The 15,832-nt window shown below is 49.4% G+C and carries 12 protein-coding genes; 4 read left to right on the forward strand and 8 right to left on the reverse strand.

All coding sequences use genetic code 11. From position 1 onward, the window contains the following. From E0E47_RS03845 to ligA, 3 genes are all read right to left on the reverse strand, one after another. On the reverse strand, window positions 1-2,790 hold the full coding sequence (locus E0E47_RS03845) for a T9SS type A sorting domain-containing protein (protein ID WP_130892935.1): 2,790 nt from the start codon (window positions 2,788-2,790) through the stop codon (window positions 1-3). Window positions 2,791-2,993: 203 nt separating this feature from the next. Further along, entirely contained in the window at window positions 2,994-3,887 is an 894-nt protein-coding gene (gene dapA, locus E0E47_RS03850; protein WP_008619222.1) for a 4-hydroxy-tetrahydrodipicolinate synthase, read from the reverse strand. 66 nt (window positions 3,888-3,953) lie between these two features. Further along, entirely contained in the window at window positions 3,954-5,960 is a 2,007-nt protein-coding gene (gene ligA, locus E0E47_RS03855; RefSeq protein WP_172604647.1) for an NAD-dependent DNA ligase LigA, read from the reverse strand. A gap of 753 nt (window positions 5,961-6,713) precedes the next feature. Here ligA and E0E47_RS03865 point away from each other — a divergent pair. After that, window positions 6,714-7,949: a BaiN/RdsA family NAD(P)/FAD-dependent oxidoreductase gene (locus E0E47_RS03865; protein ID WP_130892937.1), complete on the forward strand. Its 1,236-nt coding sequence runs from the start codon at window positions 6,714-6,716 to the stop codon at window positions 7,947-7,949. Window positions 7,950-8,020: 71 nt separating this feature from the next. Here the strand turns inward: E0E47_RS03865 and E0E47_RS03870 are convergent, their stop codons facing one another. The 3 genes from E0E47_RS03870 to E0E47_RS03880 all read right to left on the reverse strand — a co-directional run bounded on the left by E0E47_RS03870 (window position 8,021) and on the right by E0E47_RS03880 (window position 11,805). Next, the gene (locus E0E47_RS03870; RefSeq protein WP_130892938.1) at window positions 8,021-9,670 is read right to left on the reverse strand and encodes a M56 family metallopeptidase; all 1,650 of its coding nucleotides are present in this window, start codon (window positions 9,668-9,670) and stop codon (window positions 8,021-8,023) included. Between the two features lie 85 nt (window positions 9,671-9,755). Next, window positions 9,756-11,360: a M56 family metallopeptidase gene (locus tag E0E47_RS03875; protein ID WP_130892939.1), complete on the reverse strand. Its 1,605-nt coding sequence runs from the start codon at window positions 11,358-11,360 to the stop codon at window positions 9,756-9,758. Between the two features lie 55 nt (window positions 11,361-11,415). Next, window positions 11,416-11,805, reverse strand: coding sequence for a BlaI/MecI/CopY family transcriptional regulator (locus E0E47_RS03880; protein WP_008625327.1), 390 nt, complete (start codon window positions 11,803-11,805; stop codon window positions 11,416-11,418). A gap of 189 nt (window positions 11,806-11,994) precedes the next feature. Here E0E47_RS03880 and trmD point away from each other — a divergent pair, with 189 nt between their 5' ends. The 3 genes from trmD (at window position 11,995) to E0E47_RS03895 (ending at window position 13,567) form a co-directional block, all read left to right on the forward strand. Then, window positions 11,995-12,678 (forward strand): tRNA (guanosine(37)-N1)-methyltransferase TrmD, encoded by a 684-nt coding sequence (trmD, locus tag E0E47_RS03885; protein ID WP_008625328.1) that lies wholly within the window; start codon window positions 11,995-11,997, stop codon window positions 12,676-12,678. Between the two features lie 102 nt (window positions 12,679-12,780). Continuing rightward, complete coding sequence (locus tag E0E47_RS03890) at window positions 12,781-13,389, forward strand: ATPase (RefSeq protein WP_008625337.1); 609 nt, start codon at window positions 12,781-12,783, stop codon at window positions 13,387-13,389. Continuing rightward, window positions 13,376-13,567 (forward strand): hypothetical protein, encoded by a 192-nt coding sequence (locus E0E47_RS03895; protein WP_008625338.1) that lies wholly within the window; start codon window positions 13,376-13,378, stop codon window positions 13,565-13,567. Before E0E47_RS03890 ends, E0E47_RS03895 begins: the two co-directional genes overlap by 14 nt. Window positions 13,568-13,715: 148 nt before the next feature. Here the strand turns inward: E0E47_RS03895 and E0E47_RS03900 are convergent, their stop codons facing one another. Beyond that, window positions 13,716-14,618, reverse strand: coding sequence for a 6-bladed beta-propeller (locus E0E47_RS03900; RefSeq protein WP_130892940.1), 903 nt, complete (start codon window positions 14,616-14,618; stop codon window positions 13,716-13,718). Window positions 14,619-14,765: 147 nt separating this feature from the next. After that, a complete protein-coding gene (locus E0E47_RS03905; RefSeq protein ID WP_130892941.1) occupies window positions 14,766-15,734 on the reverse strand; it encodes an ROK family protein in 969 nt (322 codons plus the stop codon). Window positions 15,735-15,832 lie beyond the last annotated feature (98 nt).

The following is a 15,832-nucleotide window of genomic DNA, read 5'->3' on the forward strand; positions in this document are numbered from 1 at the left end:
CTATCGGACGAATTTCACACTCCTTACCGTATTTCCGTCCGTCACGCGGACGATGTAAATGCCCGGAGCCAACGGAACGGTATTTATCGTATGCGTACCGGCTCCTAACCGGGTACGCATTACCGGACTACCGGCCATCGTGCAAACCGTCATACCGACCTCACTCCCGGACGTAACAGCAATGCCTGAACGCGTCACGTCTACCGTGAATGCCGCATCGCGCACCACAGTCTCGGAAATGTCTGTTTCGCCTCCGTCCCCAGCCACCTTTTCCAATACGAACGGGAAGTCGGAAGGCATCTTGTCAGCCTGGTCGCAAACCAACGTCTCGCCGTCGGTTTCCCAATAATAAGAACCGTAACGCTCCGGTGTACGCACGAAGCATTCCAAATCTTCTCCTCCTACCAACGTATATAAATAGAAGCTGCTACGCGCTTTACTGTAAACACGGTCGGTCAGCATCCCTTCGTTGTTCAGATAAGCCGAATCATTGTGATTCTGTATTTTATATCGTTCCATGTCGTCCAACCAAGTGTAATGCCAAATGAAAGCGGTAGAGTCCCCTTCTTCTTCCACAGTTTCAAATTTCATCGTACGGCTGTTCAGGTATTTCCCCGTAGAACGTTCTTTCATACGATAATAACCGTCGTCCAAAGAACGGCCTTCTTTATACACCTTGACTTCAAAATCAAAATGAGCCTCGTATGTCTTTATGGAAGATGAAGTGTCTATCCAGTCCAAACGGCGGTAGATGGAAGATTGTACGTTCTCAAAAGAAACGGATTCCGTATGCTCGCCGGAACTCCAAGTATAGACCCCGTCCCGATAACGGACGGAAGTTATCTTACCTTTCATTACCACATCATGCCCTTGTGTGACGATAGCCCGCAAAGTTTCCTGCTCTTCCCCGTCCACCGTTAACGTGGGTATTACCACCGAATTCTTAATCGTGAATTCCCGGCTTATCTCTACGCCGGATTCGTTGGTCAGCACGACCTTGAATGTCTGGTCGGAATTCCCTTGCCGGAATGTATAAGACCCACCGGATCCCAACAGCTTGCCCTGACTGTCATACCATCTGGTGGAAACCACATAGTTCCAATTGGCATAATCAGCCCCAAGGGTCACGTCCCTTCCGTTTACGGCACTGAACTCGCTCGTCTGGTTCATGCGCACCCCGTCGTACTCCACCCATGGAGTCAACGTGGCACGAATGCCCTCTCCATATACGGAAATGCAAAACATCTGCACACTCTTCACCCCCTGCGTATTGGTGTAAAACAAACGATAAACACCCGAAGCATCGGCCGTGATGTCGCGGCTCGCTCCTTTCATGCCGTCTTCCCATTCCCAGTTTCCCGTATCGGTTTCGCCGTCAGGTAAAACAGCCCGCAAGGTTAACGGCGTACCCTTCTTCACTTCTTTCATCTCGGCGTATGGGCGTACAGCGCCGTCTTGTACTATTTCCGGAGAAAGCACGGTGGGCTTCGTCTCCTCCGTCACCGTCTCGTCCGAATGCATCAGCGTCCCGAATCCCGTATGGTCGAAACCGCCGCTATTCGTTCCGTAGGAACCACCTCCGGCCTCTACCCCTACAATCTTGGACATCCGCGTGCAGTACTCCATCGGCATTCCCATACGGTTCTGATAGTGATTGATGAACAACTGCCATATCGGCCGCCATTGTCCACGCCCCGTACCGTTCAGTCCCCCCATCCACCAATTCTGCGTGTAAGGAATATCAGCGGGGTCTACTTGATTGCAGTTGTACATAGCCACATATTCCGCCGCACCGGCCACCATGGTCCGCCCCGCCTCACCCGGAATCAAAGGGTTATACAAGTTACAAAAGGCATTGTCTCCCTGATTGTAAGCCGACTGAAGGGCGTATGACAACAAGCCCAACGCCGCCATGGCATGTCCCTGGTCGCGACCGCTCTCTTGCATCTGATTCAAGTATCCGAACGGACCACGGGCATCTTCGTGAAACCAAGGAATAAGCCCCCAACCGTAACCGCACATACCTTGGTCTTGCTTCACAGGATGACTGTCACCCACATAAAGCGATTCATTGCCCGGCCCTTCTTTTATCCAGTACATACCGTAATTATAAATGTCCGGCAAATCGGCGAAGATGCCCAACGACACACAGAAAAGGGCATTTCCCAATCCCCAATTACTGTGATAGTGATACCAGTTACCTTCGCGCACTACGGTATCGTGCCGACGTTCCAGAAAGTCTTGTGCCGTAGTGAACCACACGTCGATCATCCACTGCTTGAAGCGTTCGAAATCCTCTTTCTCCCACTTTTCGTAATCACGCATCAACTCGGCCGCATTCAGAAATTGGTAACCGATAAAGCCGGGCACCAAGGACTGGTTTGTATTCCCACCGATTCCTTTGGTAATCGCTACATACTGGTTCAACACATAGACAGCCCGTTCTGCCCACTGTGTCTCGCCTGTTATTTTCCAAAGCAAGGCACACTGGTAAGCCTTGGCCGCATTACGATAGGCGTTCATGTAGTTTTCGTCACCGGCAATTCCGCGCTTGATATATTCCGTCACTCCCCAAATGTCATTCACGCCCTTGTTGGCCACCCAACTGTTCTTCAACACCTCGAAAGCTTTTAGCGTCTCAGTGTCGTTTGCCGCCAGACGTTCTTTGATTTGGTCAATGTCGTTTTGGCTATGCAAAAGTCCGGGATGGACGAATGTCCCTTGGGCGTATACCCCACCACCTCCGGTGCTGAAAAGCAAAGCCACCGTAAAAAAAGATAGTTTCTTCATAAATGATAAATATTGGTTTCCGTTCTTATTTCTAATGCTTTCTGTACGGTTTACGAACGTCTGCCGGAAAATCCGCAAAAACACACATTATTTAACTATTCAGAACACCTATCAACCCATCGGAAACAGGAGGTACAAAAAAAGCCGCCCGACGGAATAAACTTTCCGACAGGCGGCTGCATACGATTCAATCCGCTATCTGCTTAATAGCGGATATCCAACTCTTTCAAAATAGACGAGATTTTCTCCATCGTGGTCAACCGTGTAGGCACCAAAGGCAGACGAAGTTGGTTCTCAATCATTCCCATGGCATGGAGCATGGCTTTTACGCCGGCCGGATTGCCATCCACAAACAACAATTTGAACAAATCCGAGAACTTGTGGTGAATGATACGGGCATGCTCGTAATCTCCGTTCAGTGCCATGCGGACCATACGGCTGAATTCGGCAGGCAAGGCATTGCCTATCACTGAAATCACACCTACCGCCCCCATCGTAATCAGCGGATAAGTGATGCCGTCATCCCCTGAAAGGACATCGAAGTCGCGAGGCTTGTTTTTTATCACATCCTCCAACTGGGTCATATTCCCACTGGCCTCCTTGACGGCCACTATATTCTCGAAATCACGGGCCAAGCGCAATGTCGTCTCCGCACTCATGTTGACTCCCGTACGCCCCGGTACGTTATACAACACGACCGGCACGGGCGAAGCCTCCGCTATGGCTTTGAAATGCTGGTACAGCCCCTCCTGCGAAGGTTTATTATAATAAGGACAAACCGACAAGATACCGTCGATGCCGCTCCAATCCCCTTCCTTCAGGTCTTTAACTACTGCTGCCGTGTTATTCCCGCCACATCCCATCAACAAAGGAACACGGCCGGCTACACGCTCCACAAGCATCTTTTTCAATATCTTCTTCTCGTCAGCCGAGAGGCAAGGTGTTTCGGCCGTCGTTCCCATGATACACAGGAAATCCACGCCATTCCGTATCTGATATTCTACCAGACGGGTCAACGCCTCATAGTCCACTTCACCATCCGATTTAAAAGGAGTTATCAAAGCAATTCCCAACCCCTTGAACTTATTTTGTGCCATAGTTTAAGTAGTTCTATCTATTTCGCGACAAAAATACAAATAAAATCCCATAATGCAAACAATCTTTCACGATTCTATCTTTTTCAAGAACTCTTCTTCCGAGAGGATAGGGATACCCAATTTACCGGCTTTCTCCAGTTTGGCCGGTCCCATGTTGGCTCCGGCCAGCACGAAAGAAGTCTTCGAAGAGATGCTGCCCACATTTTTTCCGCCGTGCTGTTCTATCATGGCTTTATATTCATCGCGCGAATGAAGCGAGAACACCCCGCTCACCACAATACTCTGCCCGGATAACTTGTCGGAATGGCTGCTCAATTCTTCGTCGGAAAGCTCCATCCGGACCCCTTTTTCCCGCAAACGGCGCACCAAATCGCGGTTGGCTTCGTTTGCAAAATAGCGGATCACGCTCTCGGCTATCACCACACCGATTCCGTTGATCTGCAACATGTCCTCCAACGATGCCGAGGCCAGCGCGTCCATCGACTTGAAATGACGCGCCAAAGCCTTGGCCGCAATTTCACCGACAAAACGTATGCCCAAGGCAAACACCACGCGTTCGAAAGGAACTTCTACGGAGTCGGCAATCGAGCGGACTATCTTTTGCGCAGATTTCTCGCGCGTGCCGTCCTCGCCGTTAATCTGCTGCACCTGTATGTCGTACAGGTCGGCCACGTCGCGTATCAAGCCGCGGCGGTAGTAATCATCCACGGTTTCGGGCCCCAGGCTGTCTATGTTCATGGCACGGCGGCTGATGTAATGCTCTATGCGCCCTTTGATTTGCGGAGGGCAAGCCGTGTCGTTGGGACAATACCATGCGGCTTCTCCCTCGTAGCGCACCAGTTCTGCCCCACATTCCGGACAACGGGTGATGAACTCGGCCCTTGGACCCGTTTCCGCTCCACGCGCATCAATGTCCACACCGACGATTTTGGGAATGATTTCCCCTCCTTTTTCCACATACACCATGTCCCCGATGTGTAAATCCAACTGCTCCATCACGTCGGCATTGTGCAGAGTGGCACGCCGTACGACCGTACCGGCCAACTGCACCGGATCCATATTGGCCACCGGCGTCACCGTTCCGGTACGTCCGACCTGGAAGGTTACAGCATTCAGGCGCGTACGGGCACGCTCCGCCTGAAACTTGTAAGCAATGGCCCAACGGGGACTTTTGGCGGTATAGCCCAACGCACGTTGCTGCCTCTGGGAGTTGACCTTCAGCACGATGCCGTCTGTAGCCACAGGCAGGTTCTTGCGCTCCACGTCCCAATAATCTATGAAATCATAAATGCCTTGAAGGGTAGTTACTTTCTTCATCCCCCCGGAAATCTTGAATCCCCACGAGCATGCCGCCTGCAAATTTTCATAATGCCCGTCAAAAGGAACGTGTTCCCCCAAAAGGTAATATAAGTAAGCATCAAGCTTCCGCTGCGCCACCACCGCTGAGTTTTTGCTTTTCAGCGTCCCCGAAGCCGCGTTACGCGGATTGGCGAAAAGCGGTTCTTCGCGTTCTTCGCGTTCGCGGTTCAATGCCTCGAAGCTCGTCCACGGCATCAGGATTTCCCCACGGATTTCAAACTCTTCGGGGTAACCGTTCCCGTTCAGACGAAGCGGAATGCAGCGGATGGTCTTGACGTTTTCCGTTACATCGTCGCCCTGTACCCCGTCGCCCCGCGTCACGGCACGCACCAATCGCCCCTGCTCGTAAGTCAGCGAGATGGAAAGCCCGTCGTATTTCATTTCACAACAAATCTCGAACGGCTCGCCTTCCAAACCGGAACGGACGCGTTCATAAAAGTCGGCCACCTCTTGCTTGTTGTACGTATTGGACAACGACAACATGGGATAGCGATGGGGCACCTGCACAAACTCCTGGTTCAGGTCGCTCCCCACGCGCCGCGTCGGCGAGTCCGAGTCGTCAAATTCGGGATGGGCCGCCTCGAGGTCTTGCAACTCCCGCATCATGCGGTCGAACTCTTGGTCGGAAATCTCCGGGGCGTTCAACACATAATAATTATAGTTGTGGCGGTGCAATTCATTGCGAAGCCTCTCTATCTGTTCCTTTACTTCCATTTGCATTCAATGATAAACCCTGACGGGGAGACATCGCGGCTCTGTTCCCGCGAACGGCTCCCCCGTCATTCGCATAAGCAAAGATAGTCAATTCGCAGAAAACGCCCAAGGGAGCAAAGAAAAAAGAAAAGCGTCCTTTTCCGGCACAACCTGTCAAAACGTCAATCCTATGCCTTCGAGAATCGTCCATTCGCCCCTTCCTGCGGACTCGATGGCAAATAAGCGACGCACGCGCCTCCCGAAAAAATCAAAAAGACAGCCTGAAAGCTTTTTCACAAAACAAAAGCAAACGGAAATCGCCTGTCCTCCGCTTCTTTCTTCTTTCGGTGAAACCTGTAAGGTGGAACCGCCAACATTCTGTCCGTAAATTCTTGTCGGCGAAAAACAGGAAAATAGAACGAAAAAGCCGCAAAAAAGCAGTTTTAGTACGCTTCGTACAGCGAAAAATTCCATTTTCAGGCGGATTTTTTCCACGACATGCGGAGTACCCGGAATTTATATGAGGAAAGAAATTTTTCGTTTGGCTGCAAACGATTTTTTTCTTTCCTCAAGGTAAATGAATATATACTGCATAAAACAGTAAAAACGAGACAAAAATTGCATACTTATACACTCCAACCTTTTTGGATTCTCCTAACTGCTGTCTTTTGAAAAGACCGATTTGGAGCTGAAAGTAGCAAAATGTCAGACTCATCATTTCTAATCCGGCCGATTATACTTACCTTTGTCCCTTAAAAAAGAATCGTGGAAACAATGGAGGTAGCAATCATAGGCGGAGGAGCGGCCGGCTTCTTTCTGGCCGTCAACCTGAAAACATTCGCGCCGCAAGTGCAGGTCACGGTATTCGAAAGACAGGCGGATGTATTGAAAAAAGTACTGGTTTCGGGCGGCGGACGCTGCAACCTGACCAATACTTTTGAAGGTGTGACAGACCTGAAACAGGTCTACCCCCGTGGACATAAGCTCTTGAAAGGGCTTTTCAAACAGTTCGGGCATCGGGATGCCTACCGATGGTTCGAAGCGCACGGCGTGCCGCTCGTCGCGCAAGATGACCATTGTGTGTTTCCGACCGCACAGGATGCCCGTGCCGTAACCGGTTGCCTGAAAAGCCTTGCTGCGGAACTGGGGGTCACAGTGAAAACCTCCCACCGCGTGGAAACCCTCACGCCTAGCGGCGGGAAGTATGAAATTACTTTCCAGGATGTGCGCCAAGGCCGTCTGCTATTCGACTGCGTGGCCGTCACCACCGGTGGTTCACCGCGTGGCGAAAGCTTCGCTTATCTGGAACGGTTGGGGCATCGCATCGAAACGCCCGCCCCTTCTCTCTTTACGTTCAACATCGCCTCCCCGGCACTGCGCGGGCTGATGGGCTCCGTGGTGAACCCGGTATCGGTCGGCATCCCCTGCACCAAATTCAGGCACTCTGGCGCGTTGCTCGTCACCCATTGGGGCATGAGCGGGCCGGCCATCCTGAAATTGTCTTCCCATGCCGCCCGTCTTATACAAGAGAAAGCTTACCGCTTCCCCATTTTCGTCAACTGGACAAACGAGACTAACAGCGAAACCGTAACCGGCATCCTGCAAGACATGGCGCAACGCCACCCCCAAAAGAAAATCTCCGGCTTGCGCCCGTACGACTTGCCTGCGCGGTTATGGCATTACCTCATCGGTAAATCCGGCATCGCCCCCGACCGGAAGTGGAACGAACTGGGACACAAAGGGATTTGCAAGTTGGCCGACACGTTATGCAACGACCGCTACGACGTGGACGGCAGGAGCACGTTCCGCGAAGAGTTCGTCACGTGTGGAGGAGTAAGCCTCGAATCGGTACACCGACAGACGTTGGAAAGCAAGACCTGTCCCGGGCTTTACTTTGCAGGCGAGGTGCTCGACATTGATGGCGTGACGGGGGGATTCAACTTCCAAGCTGCCTGGACCACAGCCTACACCGTGGCACGGGCCATTGCCAGCCATATACCAACGGCATAAAAAGCGTCCTGCAAAGCCGGCCGTAAAAAACCGCTTTGCAGGACAGAAAAATGAAAAACAGTGACCTTTACTTATTGAAGACGGAACTCCACGGGAATGGTGTAAGAAGCGTCTACCGGCTCTCCGTTTACTTTTCCGGGAGTCCATCTCGGCATTTTCTTCACGATGCGTGCCGCTTCTGCCTCCAACTGCTTCGCCAGATTCATCCGAACGGGTTTTGTCACGTCTATGACTTCCGTCGTGAACGTCCGGATATGGTCTGCATCAATCCGACCATCCGCCCTAACCATGAACTCACAATAAACCGTACCTTGCAGCAAAGCCTCTTGGCATGCCTTGGGATAACGGATATTCCGGGCGATGAAATCCCTCATGGCCGCCGCGCCACCGGGATAGCAAGGCATTGTCTCTGTACGGTAATACACGCCTTGATGCTTCATCTTGGCTCCCTCCAATTGCAGATAATAGGAAGCTGAATCTTTGGCAGCCTGAAGTTCAGACTTGTCCTTGTCGGTCATAAGGACCGCCTCCTTGAATTCCACCGCCTCGGGATTCAGACGGGAACGGTAAGAAGTAGTCACCACGACTTTTTCCATCGCCCCAGACTGTATGGCCACATTGGCCGAGCCGTTCTCCTTCTTGGCCGGAACGGATTTCTGTTTGGCCGGGATTGTTTTGGAAACCTTGGTTCCCTTTACTTCGCCTTGCACCACCGGACGCAAGCTTTCAGAAGACACGTTTTTCACTGTAGCCGACAAATCGGCCACCGTAACGGCAGAAATCCGGTCCAGCCCTCCGTCTATCCGGCTTGTCATTTCAGGACGGGCAAATGCCACTGTGGCAAATGCACCTACAGGCAGCAAATACATGTACTTCAATACCGCCCACTTGTTTGTTTTTTTGTTTGTCATCATCATGATACGTTTTTTAAGTGTACTTTGGGTCAAGCCGTTGGCAAAAGATTGCAGTCGGGAGCCGACGGCCTTTTTTATTAAATAAAGTTGATAATCCTTCGCGTTGATGCCTTGATTCAGCACGTACTCGTCGGCCTGATATTCATGGATGCATCGCATGTCCATCTCCATCATCCAGACCACTGGATTGAACCATTGCACGGCTTCCACGGCAAGCATCCACAACGTGTCGTAGGAATGTCCGTAAAGCACGTGGGCTTTCTCGTGGACGTATATCGCATGGCCGGCCTCGCCCTCCAAGTCCTCTTCCGACATGACAATACAGTGCATCCAACTGAACGGCGACACGGGACGGGCATGGCAATACAATGTGATGCCGCCCTCACGGCCTTCTTTCCACAAACATCCCCGGGAAACGAACCGGCGCATGCACACCCACTGCCACAACCGTATGACCAACGACATTGTCACACCGGCAAGATACAGGCCGACCAAAAACATAGGCCAGACGGGTACGGCTTCTTCGCGACTCCCGCTATCCGGCATGGCAAGCACATCTGCCTGCTCCAACCGTTCCACCAGCACGGCGTATGTACCTTCGGGCATTGCCGTCTGCCATGAACGGACCGTGCCCCCGAACCACTCTTCCTGCACCAACGGCAACAAGAATGCAGCTACCGACAGGACATGCAATGCCATACGGCTCAAACGGTGGTGCTTCTCCCCACGCAACAACAACGTGTAAGGCAAGTAAAGCAACGTCAGGCAAAACGCCGACTTGATGATGTAGACTAAAAATGTTCCCATGTCATTTATATCGAAGAGGTTTCAAATCGTTTTCAAGTTCTAACACGTTTGGAATGAATACGGGCATCCACTCGTATGCACGGCATCATTGCAAGCGGAAAGTAAACGGCAAAGTATAGCGCGCAGCCACCGCCTTCCCATTTTTCTGTCCCGGTGTCCACTTCGGCATTCCGTCTACTACGCGGAAAGCTTCTTCGACAAACAATTGCAACATTTCCGAAGATGCTGGACTGCCGTCCATTTTCTTTGCATAACAATCCCTTCTAATCTCGATACTGCACAGGCTACCGTCCGTATCGATGACCAAACGACAGAGCACGCGTCCCGTCACACCGTTCTCTATACATTTTCTTGGATATTTCATGTTACGCGCCACATACGCCATGCACTCGGCTTCTCCGCCCGGAAACGTCGGTTGCACGTCCACCTCATCGTATATCTTGCTAGGCATGACCTTGGCTCTCCTCACTATTATATACTTAGGTACTGAATCTTTCTCTTTAGTCCGGGCAGGCTTCTCCTCCTTATTCCGGGGTGCCATCGCAGTCACCACAATACCTTCGGGCACCCTTTCCGAAGAGGCAACGGCCGAATCTGCCTTCGCCACAACCAAAGAAGGCTTGGCGGCTTTCACTCCGGAAACTTCCGCTTTGTAAGCCCTTTTTTCTGTTTTTAAAAGTTCCGGCTGTACATTTTCAGCCGCGACGGTTTTCACAGTTGCAGATAAATCCGTAACTTTGACGGCAGAAATCTGCTCGAATTGTCCGTCTACTCGGTTCGCCATCTCGGGACGGGCAAATGCCATTGTGGCAAATGTGCCCACCGGCAGCAAATACATATACTTCAATGCTGCCCATTTGTTTGATTTTCTGTTACACATCATAGCAATACGTTTTTTAAGTGTGCTTTGATTCAGGCCGTTGGCAAAAGATTGCAGTCGGGAGCCGACGGCCTTTTTTATTAAATAAAGTTGATAATTCTTCGCGTTGATGCCTTGATTCAGCACGTACTCGTCGGCCTGATATTCATGGATGCAGCGCATGTCCATCTCCATCATCCAAATCACGGGATTGAACCATTGTATGGCTTCGGCCGCCAACATCAGCATCGTGTCATAGGAATGCCGGTGGAGCACATGGGCTTTCTCATGGGCAAAGATAGCCTCACCCGCCGCGCCCTCCAAATCTTCTTCGGACATGACCACGCAACACATCCAACTGAACGGGGCCACAGGACGGGCATGGCAATAGAGCGTGATGCCGTCCTCACAGCACTCTTTCCACAAACATCCCCGGGGAATAAACCATCGCATGCGGCCGAACTGCCATAGGCGTACCGCTAACGACACGGCCACCCCGACCCAATACATTCCCACCAAGACCATGGGCCATACCGGAACAGGCGTCCCTGCCGTAACCACTACCGTAGGTAGAAAATGGCCGGTGCTGTCAAGCTGCCCGATCAGCGATGCATATACACCATCGGGTACAGCCGTCTGCCAAGAATGCCACCCTTGCCCGAACCACTCCTCCTGCGCCAACGGAAGCAAAAAAGAAGCCACCAAAATGGCAAACAATGCCATGCGGTTCAGACGATGCAACTTCTCCTTACGTAATAACAAGGTATAAGGCAGATAAAGCAACGTCAGGCAAAACGCCGACTTGATGATATAGACTAAAAAAGTTCCCATGGCCGATAAATTAAGAGACTGTTACCTTCTATTTTTGTTTCCCCAGACATTGTGTTTACGAAAATGAATCTTGCCGTTCCACCATGTCGAGCATTTCTTTCAGTTCCTTTTCTGAAATACGCTCCTCCTTGACAAAGAAACGCACCAAAGAGGAAAACGAACCTCCGAACAGGTCATCCTTCACGCCATCGAGCACTTGTCGCGTGTAATCCTTCTTCGTGATCAAAGGATAATAACACAGCGTTTTCGTACCTTTCATCTTTTCAAACCCCACATATCCTTTGTTGAGCAGGATTTTCATGAACGTGGCCACCGTGGTATAAGCCGGTTTCTTCTCACCGTACCCCTCAAGCACATCCGCTATCGTCCCTTTCATGGAAGGCAAACTCCAAAGGATATTCATGATTTGCATCTCCGCTTTCGTCAAAGTTCCTTGCTTCCCCATAATTTCTAAACCTTTAGTTATTGATACGGCAAATGTATATCTAAAGGTTTAGAAAAGCAAATCCGAATCTGTTTTTCTACACATCAGCTTACGTTTTTAACATCCATTTTTAGTAATAAGCCGCTAAGCCTTCCAGAATATGCCGCAAAATCACTACTTTTGCAATAAAAATCAAGATTACGATACCCCATGAGAATAGACATCATTACCGTTTTACCGGAATTGCTCGAAGGCTTCGTGCGTGAAAGCATATTGGGGCGCGCCCAAAAGAAAGGCTTGGTGGAAATCCATTTGCACAACTTGCGCGACTATGCCACGAATAAGTACCGCCGGGTGGACGACTACCCTTTCGGTGGCTTTGCGGGCATGGTGATGCAATGTGAACCTATAGACCGCTGCATCTCGGCCTTGAAAGCGGAACGCGACTACGACGAAGTGATTTTCACCACACCGGATGGCGAACAGTTCAACCAACCGATGGCCAACACGCTCTCCCTTTGCGAAAACCTCATCATCCTGTGCGGACATTATAAAGGAATAGACTACCGCATCCGCGAACACCTCATCACAAAAGAAGTCAGCATAGGAGATTATGTGCTGACGGGCGGAGAACTGGCTGCCGCAGTCATGACGGATGCCATCGTACGTATAGTACCCGGCGTTATCGGCGACGAACAAAGCGCCCTCTCCGATTCGTTCCAAGACAACCTGTTGGCAGCTCCTGTATATACCCGTCCTGCCGATTATAAAGGTTGGACCGTACCGGAAATCTTGCTTTCCGGGCACGAAGCCAAGATTAAGGAATGGGAACTGCAACAATCTTTCGAACGCACAAAGGCTTTGCGTCCCGATTTGCTGAAAAAGAAAGACTGACCGTCTGTTTTTCATTCAGCCCTGTCAAAAAGGAACCGGAAATATTGCCGGATTCGCCGTCAAATCGTATCTTTGCCATTAAGTATTTAAATAAATAATGTAATGGGAGAACAAAAACACAACTTGTACATCATTGCAGGTTGTAACGGAGCCGGAAAAACGACTGCCAGCTTTACCGTACTTCCGGAAATGTTGGATTGCCGTGAATTCGTCAACGCCGATGAAATCGCAGCGGGACTGTCTCCGTTCAATCCCGAAGGCGTAGCCATCCAGGCGGGACGCTTGATGATAGAACGCATCATCCACCTGCTGAAAGAAGGCGAAACCTTTGCTTTTGAAACGACATTGGCCACGCGGTCTTACGTGAAACTTATCAAACAGGCACAGAAAAGAGGCTATTTCGTCACGTTGCTCTTCTTCTCGCTAAGCAGCCCGGAACAGGCCGTAAAACGGGTGGCCAAACGCGTAAGCGAAGGTGGGCACAACATCCCGCTTGACGTGATTTACCGCCGTTACGACAACGGCCTGAGCAACCTGTTCAACCTCTATATGCCCGTATGCGACTATTGGGCATTGTATGACAACAGCACCTGTCCGGCCAACAAAATAGCCTACGGATGCAAAAACGAGAGTATAACTATTATTGAACCAGCCGTATATGAAAAATTCAAAGACCAATACACCGAAGAAAACGATAATGAGCGAGGATGAGGTTTATGAAATGCAGCGCAAAATCGACGAAGGCATATACCTGGCTCAGAAACGCCTCGTAGAGCGTGCAAAACATAACCACACCACTTTGGTTATCGCCCGTGAAGGACAAGTTGTCGAAGTAAAGGCCGAGGAACTTTATCCTATCCGCAAGAATTACCGTCCCCAAATCAGGTAACGGAATCCATTCATCCGCCCCCCCTTTGCCAGACGAATGGAAAATAGAAAAAGCCGACCCAAAAGTGATTTTGAGGCCGGCTTTATACATATAGACTTGAAAAATTTACTTGTTGAACATTATCTTCCCATTTGGAACAGTATACGTTTTACTCTCCAAAAGTCTTTTTTAGAGTATATAATACCAACATTGGATTTCCTGATCGCCTTAAACTATCATTCATTACAGGGTGATTTACCTTAACTCCCTTATATAAACGATCGTCACTATAACTCTCCGGATTATATTCTGAGATATATTCCCAACTTATTAGTTGATTTCCTGTTTTTATAGTCGATCTTCCGCAATCAATTTTTAATACGGAACTAATATAATGATTCTCATAAGGCATATTAATATAATATAGCATCCTACTATATATAAAAGAAAGGCACGTGTCATTGCCTATCACACAATTTACAGTAGGCCTTACATACTTCATTCGTTCTTGTACATTCAAATCTCCATAATACCTTTTATGCAAAATTTGCTCTGTTTCCTTCTTTAATGGATAATCTAAAGATACAACCGGGACAAATTCAAAATCCTTAATTTCATACAAGGCATCCGACTGTTCCGTATGGAAGTACAGATTGTCACCATCCCTAATAAAAACAGGTTCCGTACCCGCAACATTATACATATCGCTTTCAGCTTGAAATATTTTTCTTGCCTTACCTTGTTCCAAGGTAATATATTCCCCTTTTCCATTTCCGGTCTTATCGTATAGAGAAACAGGTTGACCTACCGAGTCAAAAGCAACAATCGCTGTTTTCTGCTTATTATCCAAAACATACCATTTACCGTCATACTTACGTATAGCATTGATTTCCCCCAATAAAAATGAATCTTTTTCATGAAGAGGAATAAAATCAACTTGCTCTATAAAAGAGCAAGTTGATATAGTATTATTTACTTCCGACAAATCACGTATATTAGCTTCTTCTTTTCTATCACCGCAAGAGTTACACAAGACTAAAATAGAAAGAGAGAACAATGTATGCTTCATCATAAGCCAAGGTCTTTTAAGAAATCATTACAGGTAATATCATCCCCGCATCTAATTCCATTTTGCCATCAACTTTTTTGCTGCAGCTAGGACTTAGGCTACAAATACAAAACATACTCTTTCGTCACAACCTCATATCTATAGCTGTCACTAAATTTTCCAAGCCAATGCCGCAGCACCTACCACAGCCGCTTGTGCATCATCCATTTGGGAAATCAACATCTTGGCCTTTCCTTTGAAAATGTTCTGCACATTGGCATCGTATGCCTCTTTTATAGGGTCCATAATCAGATTACCGGCTTTTGTCAGCCCACCGAAAAACACGTATGCCTCCGGGCTACAGAAGGCGGTAAAATTGGCACAAGAGCGTCCCAACAATTCACCGGTAAACTTATATACATCGCGTGCAAGTTGGTCGCCGTGCTCGGCTGCGATGGATACATCTTTCGACGTAATCTCCTCCAACGGGATTTTACGCAACTCCGTGTCGTCCGTACGCTTGGCGAGAAACTCACGAGCCGTCCGAGCCACGCCCGTGGCCGAACAATAAGTCTCCAAACACCCTTTACGACCGCAACCGCATAAGCGGGCTTCCGGAGTGGTATCCACGATCACATGCCCCAACTCTCCGGCAAACCCGTCGCAACCGTAGACCAACTCACCGTTGACCACAATACCGCTGCCCACGCCGGTACCCAAGGTAATCATGATGAAGTTCTTCATCCCTTGAGCTACCCCGTAAGTCATCTCGCCGATAGCCGCAGCATTGGCATCGTTTGTCAATACCACGGGAATCCCCAACCGGTCACTGAATTTCTTCGCAAACGGGACGATTCCTTTCCACGGCAAGTTGGGCGCCAGTTCAATATTACCGGTGTAATAGTTACCATTAGGCGCACCGATTCCCATCCCCTTGATGTTCTGGATACCGCCCACCTGTTCTATCATCGGAGCCAAAGCCGCACAAGCACTGTCCATATAAACATCCAAATCGTTCTGTCCTTTCGTCCGGATAGACGTTGAAGTCACCACGCTTCCTTCCGCATTCACAATGCCGAAAACCGAATTAGTTCCCCCTAAATCAAGCCCTATTACATAAGGTTTATTTTCCATAGCCATATAAAATACATAAAAGTTAATTATAACAGTTTTCAAAGTTAAGAAAAACAGATGTAACCGCGAAAAGAAAAAAACTCTTTTTCACGAAAAATAAAAAA

This window comes from Paraprevotella xylaniphila YIT 11841, assembly GCF_900683745.1.
In the GTDB taxonomy this organism is placed as follows: Bacteria; Bacteroidota; Bacteroidia; order Bacteroidales; family Bacteroidaceae; genus Paraprevotella; species Paraprevotella xylaniphila.

Bases quoted from the DNA above. Each gene is read 5' to 3' on its own strand.
- E0E47_RS03865 (WP_130892937.1), top strand. From the start codon at position 6,714: ATGGAGGTAGCAATCATAGGCGGAGGAGCGGCCGGCTTCTTTCTGGCC.
- E0E47_RS03900 (WP_130892940.1), bottom strand. From the start codon at position 14,618: ATGATGAAGCATACATTGTTCTCTCTTTCTATTTTAGTCTTGTGTAAC.
- trmD (WP_008625328.1), top strand. From the start codon at position 11,995: ATGAGAATAGACATCATTACCGTTTTACCGGAATTGCTCGAAGGCTTC.
- E0E47_RS03905 (WP_130892941.1), bottom strand. From the start codon at position 15,734: ATGGCTATGGAAAATAAACCTTATGTAATAGGGCTTGATTTAGGGGGA.
- dapA (WP_008619222.1), bottom strand. From the start codon at position 3,887: ATGGCACAAAATAAGTTCAAGGGGTTGGGAATTGCTTTGATAACTCCT.
- E0E47_RS03870 (WP_130892938.1), bottom strand. From the start codon at position 9,670: ATGGGAACATTTTTAGTCTACATCATCAAGTCGGCGTTTTGCCTGACG.
- ligA (WP_172604647.1), bottom strand. From the start codon at position 5,960: ATGGAAGTAAAGGAACAGATAGAGAGGCTTCGCAATGAATTGCACCGC.
- E0E47_RS03875 (WP_130892939.1), bottom strand. From the start codon at position 11,360: ATGGGAACTTTTTTAGTCTATATCATCAAGTCGGCGTTTTGCCTGACG.
- E0E47_RS03895 (WP_008625338.1), top strand. From the start codon at position 13,376: ATGAGCGAGGATGAGGTTTATGAAATGCAGCGCAAAATCGACGAAGGC.
- E0E47_RS03845 (WP_130892935.1), bottom strand. From the start codon at position 2,790: ATGAAGAAACTATCTTTTTTTACGGTGGCTTTGCTTTTCAGCACCGGA.
- E0E47_RS03880 (WP_008625327.1), bottom strand. From the start codon at position 11,805: ATGGGGAAGCAAGGAACTTTGACGAAAGCGGAGATGCAAATCATGAAT.
- E0E47_RS03890 (WP_008625337.1), top strand. From the start codon at position 12,781: ATGGGAGAACAAAAACACAACTTGTACATCATTGCAGGTTGTAACGGA.